Raw genomic sequence first — 13,210 nt, 5'->3', positions numbered from 1 at the left:
ATGGAAATTGAGAGAATAAGAGAAAAAATAGCAAATGGAAGTAATTTTTCTGATGCTGAAAAATATTTGGTCTTATTGGATGATACTGCAAATTATGTTTTGAAAGAAGGGAAATTTGGTAGCGAAAAAAAAACGATTCATACGATGACGCATTTTTTTAATTTAAAAGAGAAGTTAAAAAATGTAAATATTCCTCAATCTGTTCAGGATAAGATTGCTAAAGTCGATTCGATAGGGTTTGAAAGCTGTAAAAGATTTTATCAATTCCATAGAAACATTGGTGTCGTAGTATTGTTATTAGGCATTGTTTGCTATTTTCTATTTGGTTTTGCAATTAGTGCCACAATTGTTATTATAGGAATTATCCAGATCTATGTTATAGTTGAATATTATCAGAATGCTAAAAAGCTTTTTAACTATTAAGCTGAGCGAAAATGGAAATTGAAAAAATTATAAAAAAACGTTCTATTGGACAAAACACTACGTATGTAGAAGACCAGTTTCTTGCAGTTTATGAATTTGCAGAAGATGTACTAAAAAATGGTAAATTTTTAAAAGACTCAGTTTACAGTAAAAATGCATACATAAAGTTAAAGGAGCTTTTAGTTTTAACAACAAAAGATGCCGACATAGAAATTCCTTATGAGTTAACCTCTTTAATTAAAAAGGTTGATGCTATTGCTGTAAAAGAATATAAAATTGAAATTAAACAATCCGTAGCTCTGGGAGTTTTTTTTATTCTAATGGGTATAGTTTCTTATTTTTTGATATACAGCCTAATATTTACAATTTTAGTTCCTATTGTTGGTATTTATTGGATTGTATATGCATTAGAATTACATAAGAATATTAAAAGAGTATTGCTGAAAAAGTAAACGAAAAACTATTCTACAAACTCAAAAACTGCAAATTCTGCTGGTTGATGAAAACCAAATTTCAAACTCTTATAAGATTGTAATGCAAGATATTCGGTCGTATTACCGTAATCAATTCTAAAAGTATTTCCTTTCCACTTTGTACCGGTTTTGGGTTTTGTAAAATTCCCATTTTCAATTTTTGCCAGACTAGAAAATGGTATTTTAATTTCGGTGTTAAACCCTTCTGTAGTTGTTTTGCTTACTGCTTCGAACCCCGAAATAGTATACTCCATAGAAGTATTCCAGCCGCCGCATTCAGGAGAAATACATTTTAAAAGCATATCATAATACGTTGAAAAGGCATTTACGCCAATTTCAATATAGTTTTTTCCATCACCGTCAGGATCAATAAACATTTCAACCAAATCATCTGTTTCATAGATTTTAGAATCTTTTGGCTGTGATTTTCCAATAATCTTCGAATCTTTAGAACGATAAGCGATATAGAGGTTTTCATCATTCCACGAAAGTGAAACCATAGTATTTTGTGTGGATTTTTCCCCTGAATTATGAATTACAAACGGACCCAGAAAAGGTGTTTTCCAGTCTGTCAAATCGCCGTCGATTGTTATTTTATCATTTGTTTTATGAATAGGAAATGTTTGAGAATAAGTATTTATTGAATATAAGAATACTAAAAAATATAAAAATGAACTGACTTTCATAAAACAAGAAAATTTTAGCTAAAGTAAAGAACAATATTGTATATGAATGCAAGTATTGTAACAAAAAATAAAAATTTGTACTAATAGTTTAACTAATTCAAAACTTAATTTATAAATGATGAAAAAATACTTTGGAAGTTTTATAATAGCTTTTTTTATTGGTTTTTGTGTTAATGCACAAGGACTTATGGGGAAATCCGAAACCATTTTCACACATCAGGATACTTTACGCGGAAGCATTACAAAAGAAAGAGCTTGGTGGGATTTGAAATATTATCATCTTGATATTAAAGTAAATCCGTCAGACCGAACAATTTCGGGATCTAATACGATACGTTATACGGTTTTAACAGAATACAATCGCATGCAGATCGATTTGCAGGAACCAATGAACATTACCAAAGTAACACAAAACGGAAAAGAATTAAAGTTTGAAAGAGATGGAAATGCTTTCTTCATTACTTTAACCGAAAATCAAAAAGCAGGCGAAACTAAAGAAATCGTAGTGTCGTTTGGAGGTGTTCCAAAAGAAGCTGTTCGTCCGCCTTGGGATGGAGGAATTACGTGGCAGAAAGATAAAAACGGAAAAGACTTTATAGCTTCGTCTTGCCAAGGTTTAGGAGCCAGTGTTTGGTGGCCGTGTAAAGATCATATGTATGATGAAGTAGAGAATATGCTGATTAGTGTAAACGTTCCAGGTGATTTAACTGATGTTTCAAATGGAAGACTGCAAAGTGTTAAAAAACAAAAAGATGGCACTAAAACTTTTAATTGGTATGTTTCAAACCCAATTAATAATTACGGAGTAAATATCAATATTGGCGATTATGTTAATTTCTCTGAAAAATTCAAAGGAGAAAAGGGCGATTTAGATTGTAATTACTACATTTTAAGAGATAATCTAGCGAAAGCAAAAGATCATTTTAAAGACGCTCCTAAAATGCTGAAAGCTTTTGAAAACTGGTTTGGTCCTTATCCTTTTTACGAAGACAGTTATAAATTGGTCGAAGTTCCGTATCTCGGAATGGAACACCAAAGTTCTGTTACTTACGGGAATGACTATCAAAATGGTTATAAAGGTAATGATATGAGCGGAACAGGCTGGGGATTGAAATTTGATTACATCATTATTCACGAGTCTGGACATGAGTGGTTTGCAAACAATATTACCTATAAAGATATTGCCGATATGTGGATTCACGAGAGTTTCACCACATATTCTGAATCGCTTTTTATTGAGTATTATTATGGAAAAGATGCTGCAAATGAATATATAAGAGGGATTAGAAAAGTGATTACCAATAAAAAACCAATTATTGGCTATTATGATGTAAATGTTGAAGGTTCCGGCGATATGTATCCAAAAGGAGCAAACATAATTCACACCATTCGTCAGGTGATTAATGACGATGCCAAATTTAAATCGATTTTGAGAGGAATGAACAAGACTTTTTATCATCAAACCGTTACCACAAAACAGATTGAAGATTTTATAAGTAAAGAATCGGGAATTGATTTTAGCCCAGTTTTTAATCAATATTTAAGAACTACTCAGATACCAACTTTTGAATATTATTTTAAAAATCAAAAACTGATTTACCATTGGATCAATTGTGTGGAAAATTTCAATCTTCCTTTAAAAGTTACCATAAATGGTGTTGAAACTTGGCTTAAACCAACAACCGACTGGAAAGCTGAAAATGTAAAAGATGATAAATCTATTTTGGCCGTTGATAAAAACTTTTATGTGACCGAATTTAATATCACAAACTAAACTTCGTAAAACATTCATTAAAGCCCAATAAAGTTCATATTTATTGGGTTTGTTTTTATGAAGAAATCATAAAATTTTAGAAATCTTAATTCGAATGTTTACATTTGTTGCAGATTAAGTTCGAATACTTTATTTATTTTATAATTCTACCAATGAAAAATTACTTTGGAAGCATTTTAACTGCTTTTCTAATTGGTCTTACTGCCAATGCTCAGGGACTTTTAAACAAGTCAGAAACCGTTTTTACACATCAGGATACTTTACGCGGAAGCATTACAAAAGAAAGAGCCTGGTGGGATTTGAAATACTATCACCTTGACGTAAAGGTTAATCCGGCAGAAAAATTTATTTCGGGTTCAAATACAGTCCGTTATACGGTTTTAACAGAAGATAATCGTATGCAGATCGATTTGCAGGAACCTATGAATATTACTAAAGTAACTCAGAATGGTAAGGAATTGAAATTTGAACGAGATGGAAATGCTTTCTTCATTACTTTAACAGAAAAACAAAAAGTAGGCGATGTAAAAGAAATCGTAGTTTTCTTTAACGGAAAACCAAAAGAAGCGGTTAGAGCTCCGTGGGATGGTGGTTTTTCTTGGAAAAAAGATAAAAACGGAAAAGATTTTATCGCTACATCTTGCCAAGGTTTAGGCGCCAGTGTTTGGTGGCCTTGTAAAGACCATATGTACGATGAAGTTGAGAATATGCTTATCAGTGTAAATGTTCCTGGTGACTTAACAGAGGTTTCAAACGGACGACTTCAGAGCGTTAAAAAACAAAAAGACGGAACTAAAACATTCAATTGGTATGTTTCAAATCCAATTAACAATTATGGTGTAAACATCAACATTGGTGATTACGTTAATTTTTCTGAAGTTTTTAAAGGGGAAAAAGGAAATTTAGATTGTAATTATTATGTTCTTAGAGATAATTTAGCCGTGGCAAAAGAGCAGTTTAAAGATGCTCCAAAAATGCTGAAAGCTTTCGAGAACTGGTTTGGACCTTATCCGTTTTACGAAGACAGTTATAAATTAGTTGAAGTTCCGTATTTAGGAATGGAGCACCAAAGTTCTGTAACTTACGGAAATCAATATAAAAATGGATATTTAGGACGTGATTTAAGCGGAACGGGCTGGGGATTAAAATTTGATTTTATTATTATCCACGAATCGGGACACGAATGGTATGCGAACAATATCACGTATAAAGATATTGCAGATATGTGGATTCACGAGAGTTTTACGAATTATTCTGAAAGTCTTTTTCTTGAATATTACTATGGAAAAGATGCAGCTGCAGAATATATAATCGGATGCAGAAAAAACATTAAAAACGACACTCCAATCATTGGACATTATGATGTAAATAATGAAGGATCTGGCGATATGTATCCAAAAGGAGCCACAATGCTTCACATGATTCGTCAGGTGATTAATGATGATGCAAAATGGAAATCTATTTTGAGAGGAATGAATAAAACGTTTTACCATCAAACAGTTACTTCAAAACAAATTCAGGATTATATTAATGAGCAGTCTGGAATTAATTTCAACCGAGTTTTTGCTCAATATTTAACAACTACTCAAATTCCGGTTTTTGAATATATGTTTAAAAACGGCACTTTTGGATATCATTGGACAAACTGTGTTGCGAAATTTGATATGCCGGTTCGAGTGAAATTAAATGGAGTTGAAACCTGGCTGAAACCAACAACAGAATGGCAGTCAGAAAAAACAACTAACGAAGACAGAAAACTAGAAGTTGATAAAGACTTTTATGTAACGAGTTCTAATATTGTGGAATAAATTTTAAAAAGAAATTCCATTTATAAATTACAAATTCCAAACTTAAGAGGAATTAAAGATAAAAAATCCCAAGCTCCAAGAAAATGGAATTTGGGATTTTTTTTATTGGGGTTTAAAAAACTTATCTGTTGTTTAATTTCGCCTTCTCTTTAATGATATCAGAAATTTTTCGGTTTTCAATTTTACTTTCAAGCCATGAAATAATATCTAGATATAAAAAAGCTCTTTTTTCGTATGTGTTCTTTTCGAGTTCTACAAAACGTGTATGCATTTTTTTGAATTCCTTTTTGATATCGGCAGGATAAAAATTATTTAAGTTTCTTAAAAACTTGATGATTTCTTTTTGAACTTCGTGTAAGTCGTTCATTTTTAATAAAAACTTATACGTGTTTTTAAGATGATTTTCTAAATAATAATCTTTTCCTAATTCATAATGTGCAATAAGCGATAATAATCTCGCAAAACACATTAAATCCTCACGCATTGTTAAGTTCTTGTTGTTAATGATTTTATCTAAATAATTGATGCATTCATTGTATTTTTCATTCCCAAAATAAATAGAAGCAATTTTATAGAAAAACAACATTTCGTGATGTTCATCCAAATGTTCGCTGTGAACTTTTAATTTCTCCAGAATTTCAGGAATTAGATATTCACTTTCTTCAAATGTTCCTTCTAAAATATGCAGGTTTAATTTGTTGTTGTATACATATAAAAATGACAATGATGCAATATTATCGTTTACAGGAAATTTATCGTCTTGAATGGTTTCTTCTAAAAGTGAAAGATATTTTTTAAAGTTTGATTTATACTTTAACATATATAATGACTCCAAAAAATAATGATTCCCCTTTAAAAAGAATACGGGATTTAGATAAATCATATTTGGATTATCATAAAAAAGACGGACCCATTTATAAGCAAACTTGTAACTTGCTAAAAAGTCCTGAACCAGAAAACTTCGCCAAAGATTAGCATTGTAAAACCAGTACTTCTCTCTAAAGCCAAATTTACTTTCGTCTAATTTGGAAATATGCTTATTAAAGTAATCATCGATATATTTATATTCTTCATCGCTTTTTACATAACCAGTCTTCAGCATGATTCCGTAAAGCTGCAGCGACAAATTCGATAATTTACTCGAAATAGTGTTACGGTAATTCAATTCTTTGGCCTGAACAACCAATTCATCGGCTCTTCCTTGAATGCTTCGGGTAATGTACTGCGATTCTATCAGCTTTTCGAATTCAACAATTTCATACGCCATGTATTTTTCGTCGTTTTCCAAAGCCTGTTGTTTTGTCTTGTCCAGAATCTTTAAACTCTGTTTGTACAAACCTTTATTATATAGGATAACAGCAAAATCTATCTGTTCCCGTAATTGATAACGAATATTCTGGCTGGGAATATTCAAACGAATACTCACTAATATCTGCTTGTATAAGTATGATTTTAAGTTCGATAGCTGTACTTTTTTAATACTTCCGCTTTTCAGGATTAGTTTTTCATCATAGGTTTCAGATCTATCCAAAATGTTGAACAATTCAATGAATTTTGTATTCGAACTCGTCTCTAATCGGCTTGCAAAAATTTTAAACTGTCTTTTTTCAGATTTCGAAAGTGATTTTATAAGAACAAATAAGAAATCTTTTTGATGGTTAGCCATTGTAAAAAATAATAATATAACGTATTGATTATTAAATATTTAACACTGTATAAATTGTTTTATGAACAGTATAATTTCATTAAAATGAATTTCGTACTGAGGAAGTACAATATATATTTGTTATCAAGATGTGAAATTACATTAAATAAATGAATATGAATAGAGAGAAAGTTCAAATTTTTGACACCACATTACGCGACGGTGAACAAGTTCCAGGATGTAAGTTAGATACTAAGCAAAAATTAGTAATCGCAGAACGACTAGACAAAATGGGAGTTGATATTATCGAAGCTGGTTTTCCTGTGTCAAGTCCGGGCGATTTTTTATCGGTCTCTGAGATTTGTAAAATTGTAGAAAATGCCACTGTCTGCGGACTAACTAGAGCCGTTAAAAATGACATTGATGTTGCAGCAGCTGCTTTAAAGCATGCTAAGAAACCTAGAATCCATACCGGAATCGGAACTTCTGAATCTCACATACTCCACAAATTAAATACTACGCCTGAAGATATTATTGCAAGAGCAAAATATGCTGTAGCACATGCAAAATCGTATGTAGAAGATGTTGAATTCTACGCAGAAGATGCTGGTAGAACAGACAATGCGTTCTTGGCAAAAGTTTGTGAAGAAGTTATCAAATCTGGAGCAACTGTATTAAATATTCCTGACACAACAGGATATTGTCTTCCTGAAGAATACGGAGCGAAAATTAAATACTTAAAAGAAAACGTAAAAGGAATCGAAAATGTAATCCTTTCGTGCCACTGTCATAACGATTTAGGAATGGCAACTGCAAACTCAATTGCAGGGGCTATTAATGGTGCAAGACAAATTGAATGTACTATTAATGGTATTGGAGAAAGAGCAGGAAATACAGCTCTTGAAGAAGTAGTAATGATTTTCAAGCAACACCCTTATTTAAATTTAGATACAAACATCAATACAAGAGAATTAAATGAAATGAGTCGTTTGGTTTCTGAAAGTATGGGAATGATTGTGCAGCCAAATAAAGCAATCGTAGGAGCAAATGCTTTTGCACACAGTTCAGGAATTCATCAAGATGGTGTAATCAAAAACAGAGCTACTTACGAAATCATGAACCCACTTGACGTTGGTGTAAACGAATCTTCTATTATTTTAACTGCTAGAAGCGGAAGAGCAGCATTAGCTTACCGAGCTAAAAAAGTAGGTTATGAGCTTACAAAAACACAATTAGATATTGTTTACATTGAGTTCTTGAAATTTGCCGATATTAAAAAAGAAGTAGTAGATGCAGATATTCATCAAATTATAGAAGCTTCCAAAATTGAAGGTGAATTAATCAGAAGCTAGTTATAGCAGAGGATAGAAGAAAGAATAAAGAAAATAGAATAGAAACAAAGATTTAAATACATAAAGAACGAGACGTTATGAATTTGAAAATAGCAGTTTTACCAGGAGACGGAATTGGACCAGAAGTTATTGCACAAGCCAAAAAAGCATTATATGCTATTGGTGAAGTGTATAATCATGAATTTGTTTTTGAAGAAGCACTCATGGGTGCGATTGCCATAGACAAAACTGGAAATCCACTCCCGGAGCAGACTTTAAATCTTTGTTTGAATACTGATGCTGTTTTATTTGGAGCCATTGGTGATCCTAAATACGATAATAATCCAAATGCAAAAGTTCGTCCGGAGCAAGGATTATTAAAACTGCGTAAAGAATTAGGTTTGTTTGCAAATATTCGCCCAATTAAACCTTATAAAGCCTTAGTGAGTGCTTCTCCTTTAAAAAGAGAGATTATCGAAGGTGCTGATTTTACTATTTTCAGAGAATTAACTGGTGGAGCATATTTTGGAGCAAAAACATTAAATGAAGAAGGTACTCATGCTTCGGATTTATGTGAATATTCAGAAGAGGAAATTACGAGAATCGCACATTTGGCTTTTAAATCAGCCCAAAACCGACGCAAGAAGTTGACTATGGTGGACAAAGCTAATGTGTTGGAAACTTCTAGATTGTGGAGAAAAGTAGTTCAGAAAGTGGGAGAAAGTTATCCAGATGTAATCTTAGACTTTTTGTTTGTAGACAACGCTGCAATGCAGCTGATTTTAAACCCAAAACAATTTGATGTTATTTTGACTGAAAATTTATTTGGAGATATTTTATCAGATGAAGCCAGTGTAATTACAGGTTCAATTGGTTTATTAGCTTCTGCATCTTTAGGAGAAAAAAATGCACTTTTCGAACCAATACACGGATCCTATCCTCAGGCAAAAGGAAAAAATATTGCCAACCCAATTGCTTCTATTTTGTCAGCGGCCATGCTGCTGGAACATTTCGGATTATTTACAGAAGCTGAAATGATCCATAAAGCGATAGAAAAAGCAATTGAATACGAAGTAGTTACTGTTGATTTAAAACCGGATTCAAAATTCGGCACAAATGAAGTAGGGGAGTTTGTTTCCAATTTCATTTTCAGCAAAGATGACTTACTATATTTTAATAATGACAATGTTTCGATTGGTCAATCAACAATTGTTTAGATTTTTTATTAAAATAATAGATTAAATAACAAGAAGTATTGAAAATGTTGAGATTTTATTTTTTTAGTTCTTAAAGTTTTTGTACTTTTGTAACACTAAAAAAATAAGGAAATGCAAATCTCAATTATTATTATTTCTGTCGTTGTTGTCAATGTGTTTAGCACATCTGCAGCGGGAATGGTATAAATATAATTGAAAAACTATATTATAAACCTTCCAAATACTGGAAGGTTTTTTTTTGAATAAAAATAAAGTAAAAAACAAAGCAATAATGGAATTAAATAAGTACAGCAAAACCATCACTCAAGATCAAACACAGCCTGCGGCGCAAGCAATGTTGTACGGAATTGGTTTAACTGAAGAAGATTTGAAAAAAGCACAAGTTGGTATTGTCAGCATGGGTTATGACGGTAATACTTGCAACATGCACTTAAATGATTTAGCAAAAGATGTGAAGAAAGGTGTTTGGGATGCTGGTCTGGTCGGACTTATTTTTAATACTATTGGTGTAAGTGACGGAATTTCAAACGGTACTGAAGGAATGCGTTATTCTCTGGTTTCTAGAGATGTAATTGCAGATTCTATTGAAACTGTTGTGGGAGCACAGTGGTATGATAGTTTAATTGCAATTCCGGGCTGCGATAAAAATATGCCGGGCGCATTAATCGCAATGGGAAGATTAAACCGTCCATCAATGATGGTTTACGGAGGTTCAATTCACTCAGGAAAATGGAAAGGAGAATCCCTAAATATTGTATCAGCTTTTGAAGCTTTAGGAAAAAAAGTAAAAGGCGAAATTACTCCAGAAGATTTTAAAGGCGTTATCCAAAATGCTTGTCCGGGTGCCGGTGCTTGTGGTGGTATGTACACTGCAAACACAATGTCTTCTGCAATTGAAGCATTAGGAATGAGCTTACCATACAGCTCTTCGAATCCTGCTTTAAGCCAAGAAAAAAGAGACGAATGTCTGGAAGCAGGAAAAGCAATCAAAATATTATTAGAAAAAGATATTAAGCCAAGAGACATCATGACTCGCAAAGCTTTCGAAAATGCGATTACCATTGTAGCAGTTTTAGGAGGTTCTACAAATGCGGTTATGCACTTAATTGCAATGGCACATTCTGTTGGAATTACTATTACTTTGGATGATTTTCAAGCTATTAACGACAGAACTCCTGTTTTAGCTGATATGAAACCAAGTGGTAAATACATGATGGAAGATATTCATGAAGTTGGTGGAATTCCAGGTGTCATGAAATATCTATTGAAAGTGGGGCTTATTCACGGAGATTGTTTAACTGTAACAGGAAAAACAGTTGCTGAAAACTTAGCTTCAACTCCAGATTTACAAGACGGACAAGAAGTAATTCATGAAATTCAAAAAGCATTAAAACCTACAGGAAACATTCAAGTTTTATACGGAAACCTTGCTTCTGAAGGAGCTGTAGCAAAAATCAGCGGTAAAGAAGGAGAATATTTCGAAGGGCCAGCAGTGGTATTTGAAGGTGAATTTGAAGTAATTCCAGGTCTTCAGGCCGGAAAAATTAAACCAGGTAATGTAGTCGTCATCAGAGGTTGTGGACCAAAAGGTGGTCCGGGAATGCCTGAAATGCTAAAACCTACATCTGCCATTATTGGAGCAGGATTAGGAAGCACCTGTGCGTTAATTACAGACGGTAGATTCTCGGGAGGTTCACACGGATTCGTGGTAGGACACGTAACACCAGAAGCATATGATGGCGGTGGTATTGCACTAGTAAAAGATGGAGATATAATTGCTATCGATGCGGTGAAAAATACAATCGACCTGAAGATATCTGATGAAGAATTTGCAGCTAGAAAAGCGGCTTGGGTTCAGCCGCCATTAAAAGTTGACAGAGGGGTTTTACTTAAATACGCTAGATCGGTGTCAAGTGCTTCTACAGGCTGCGTTACCGATAATTAATTTTAAAATAACAATATCAAAAATCAATTTCAACAATAATGTCAATGACAAAATTCAATCGCAATAAAAAATAAATATCAAAAGTCAATTTAAAATTTGAATTTGATATTGATTTTTGACATTGTCATTGAAATTGATAAAAACAATATACTATGAGAATATCAGGGGCAGAAGCCGTTATAAGATGTTTGTTAGAAGAAGGAGTAGATTTAATTTATGGATATCCGGGAGGAGCTATAATGCCAGTTTACGATGAATTATATAAATTTCAAGATCAATTACACCATGTTTTAGTACGCCATGAACAAGGTGCAACTCATGCGGCTCAGGGATATGCCAGAGCTACAGGAAAGGTAGGAGTGGCAATTGCTACTTCAGGACCGGGAGCTACTAACTTAGTAACCGGAATCGCTGATGCACAGATCGATTCAACTCCGTTAGTTTGTATTACAGGCCAAGTGGGAAGACATTTATTAGGTTCTGATGCATTTCAGGAAACAGATATTATTGGAATTTCAACTCCCGTTACAAAATGGAATTTTCAGGTAACTGAAGCTTCTCAAATTCCTGAAATAATGGCAAAAGCATTTTACATTGCGCGTTCAGGACGTCCAGGGCCAGTATTGGTCGATATTACTAAAAATGCTCAGTTTGATGAGTTTGATTTTAGTTATGAAAAATGTACAGGAATTAGAAGTTATGTTCCAGTTCCAAAATTAAAATTAGACAAAGTTGCTGAAGCAGCTGCTTTAATAAACAGTGCCAAAAAACCACTTATTGTTTTTGGTCAGGGAATTATTTTAGGTCAGGCTGAAGCAGAATTCAAAGCCGTGATTGAAAAATCGGGAATTCCTGCGGCTTGGACAATTTTAGGATTATCTGCATTACCAACCGATCATCCTTTAAATGTTGGAATGTTAGGAATGCACGGAAACTATGCTCCTAATTTATTAACAAACCAATGTGACGTTTTAATTGCTTTTGGGATGCGTTTTGATGATCGCGTTACTGGAAATTTAAATACGTATGCCAAACAAGCAAAAGTCATTCACTTTGAAATTGATCCAGCTGAAATTGATAAAAACGTAAAAACCGAAATCGCTGTTTTGGGTGATGTTAAAGAATCTTTAGCTGCTTTATTACCGCTTCTTGAGGCAAAATCTCACGATGCTTGGCATAATGAATTTAAAGAATTAAGTAAAATTGAATTTGATTCTGTAATAAAAGAAGAATTAAATCCAACCAATGGCAAAGGAATTTCAATGGGAGAAACTATTGAAATGATCAATAAACACTCAAAAGGAGACGCAATTATTGTTTCTGATGTGGGGCAGCATCAAATGTTTGCTTGCCGTTACGCTAAATTCAATTCAACTAAAAGTAACATTACTTCAGGTGGTTTAGGAACTATGGGATTTGCTCTTCCAGCTGCAATTGGAGCTAAAATGGGAAAACCAGAGCGTGAAGTAGTGGCTATTATTGGTGATGGAGGTTTTCAAATGACTATTCAGGAATTGGGAACTATTTTCCAAACTGAAATTCCAGTTAAAATTGTGGTTTTAAATAATGAATTCTTAGGAATGGTTCGCCAATGGCAGGAATTATTCTTTGATAATAGATATGCTTCAACTAGAATGATTAATCCAAATTTCATTGCAATTGCTGAAGGATATCATATCAAATCTAAAAAAGTGACACAAAGAGAAGATCTTGACGCTGCTGTTGCAGAAATGCTAGCCTCAAAAGATTCTTATTTCTTAGAAGTGGTTGTCGAAAAAGAAAACAACGTTTTCCCAATGATTCCAACAGGAGCTTGTGTGTCAGAAATTAGATTAAGTTAAGAAGAAGTTTCATGTTTCAAGTTTCTCGTTACAAGTTTTACTTGGAACCTTAGGCTTGAAACAAATA

The 13,210-nt window shown here is 33.2% G+C and carries 10 protein-coding genes; 8 read left to right on the top strand and 2 right to left on the bottom strand.

Annotated elements, in window-relative coordinates:
- Window positions 1–423 (top strand): hypothetical protein, encoded by a 423-nt coding sequence (locus tag J0383_RS23095; RefSeq protein ID WP_207296304.1) that lies wholly within the window; start codon window positions 1–3, stop codon window positions 421–423.
- A gap of 11 nt (window positions 424–434) precedes the next feature.
- Window positions 435–875: a hypothetical protein gene (locus J0383_RS23090; protein WP_207296303.1), complete on the top strand. Its 441-nt coding sequence runs from the start codon at window positions 435–437 to the stop codon at window positions 873–875.
- 8 nt (window positions 876–883) lie between these two features.
- On the opposite strand, the gene J0383_RS23085 is transcribed toward J0383_RS23090, so the two are convergent.
- Complete coding sequence (locus J0383_RS23085; RefSeq protein WP_207296302.1) at window positions 884–1,582, bottom strand: carbohydrate-binding family 9-like protein; 699 nt, start codon at window positions 1,580–1,582, stop codon at window positions 884–886.
- Window positions 1,583–1,700: 118 nt separating this feature from the next.
- Here J0383_RS23085 and J0383_RS23080 point away from each other — a divergent pair, with 118 nt between their 5' ends.
- Both J0383_RS23080 and J0383_RS23075 read left to right on the top strand, forming a co-directional pair.
- On the top strand, window positions 1,701–3,356 hold the full coding sequence (locus J0383_RS23080) for a M1 family metallopeptidase (RefSeq protein WP_207298752.1): 1,656 nt from the start codon (window positions 1,701–1,703) through the stop codon (window positions 3,354–3,356).
- 152 nt (window positions 3,357–3,508) lie between these two features.
- Window positions 3,509–5,164 carry a M1 family metallopeptidase gene (locus tag J0383_RS23075; RefSeq protein WP_207296301.1) on the top strand — a complete coding sequence of 552 codons (1,656 nt, stop codon included), beginning with the start codon at window positions 3,509–3,511 and terminating at the stop codon, window positions 5,162–5,164.
- 121 nt (window positions 5,165–5,285) lie between these two features.
- On the opposite strand, the gene J0383_RS23070 is transcribed toward J0383_RS23075, so the two are convergent.
- Entirely contained in the window at window positions 5,286–6,830 is a 1,545-nt protein-coding gene (locus J0383_RS23070; RefSeq protein ID WP_207296300.1) for a hypothetical protein, read from the bottom strand.
- 155 nt (window positions 6,831–6,985) lie between these two features.
- Here J0383_RS23070 and J0383_RS23065 point away from each other — a divergent pair, with 155 nt between their 5' ends.
- The 4 genes from J0383_RS23065 (at window position 6,986) to ilvB (ending at window position 13,143) form a co-directional block, all read left to right on the top strand.
- Entirely contained in the window at window positions 6,986–8,161 is a 1,176-nt protein-coding gene (locus J0383_RS23065) for a 2-isopropylmalate synthase (RefSeq protein WP_207296299.1), read from the top strand.
- A gap of 77 nt (window positions 8,162–8,238) precedes the next feature.
- The gene (leuB, locus tag J0383_RS23060) at window positions 8,239–9,357 is read left to right on the top strand and encodes a 3-isopropylmalate dehydrogenase (RefSeq protein WP_207296298.1); all 1,119 of its coding nucleotides are present in this window, start codon (window positions 8,239–8,241) and stop codon (window positions 9,355–9,357) included.
- 271 nt (window positions 9,358–9,628) lie between these two features.
- The gene (ilvD, locus tag J0383_RS23055; RefSeq protein ID WP_207296297.1) at window positions 9,629–11,302 is read left to right on the top strand and encodes a dihydroxy-acid dehydratase; all 1,674 of its coding nucleotides are present in this window, start codon (window positions 9,629–9,631) and stop codon (window positions 11,300–11,302) included.
- 152 nt (window positions 11,303–11,454) lie between these two features.
- Window positions 11,455–13,143, top strand: coding sequence for a biosynthetic-type acetolactate synthase large subunit (gene ilvB / locus J0383_RS23050; RefSeq protein WP_207296296.1), 1,689 nt, complete (start codon window positions 11,455–11,457; stop codon window positions 13,141–13,143).
- Window positions 13,144–13,210 lie beyond the last annotated feature (67 nt).

The sequence above is a fragment of the Flavobacterium endoglycinae genome (genome assembly GCF_017352115.1).
Lineage (GTDB): Bacteria > Bacteroidota > Bacteroidia > Flavobacteriales > Flavobacteriaceae > Flavobacterium > Flavobacterium endoglycinae.
This window is presented reverse-complemented; position numbering and strand designations above follow the sequence as displayed.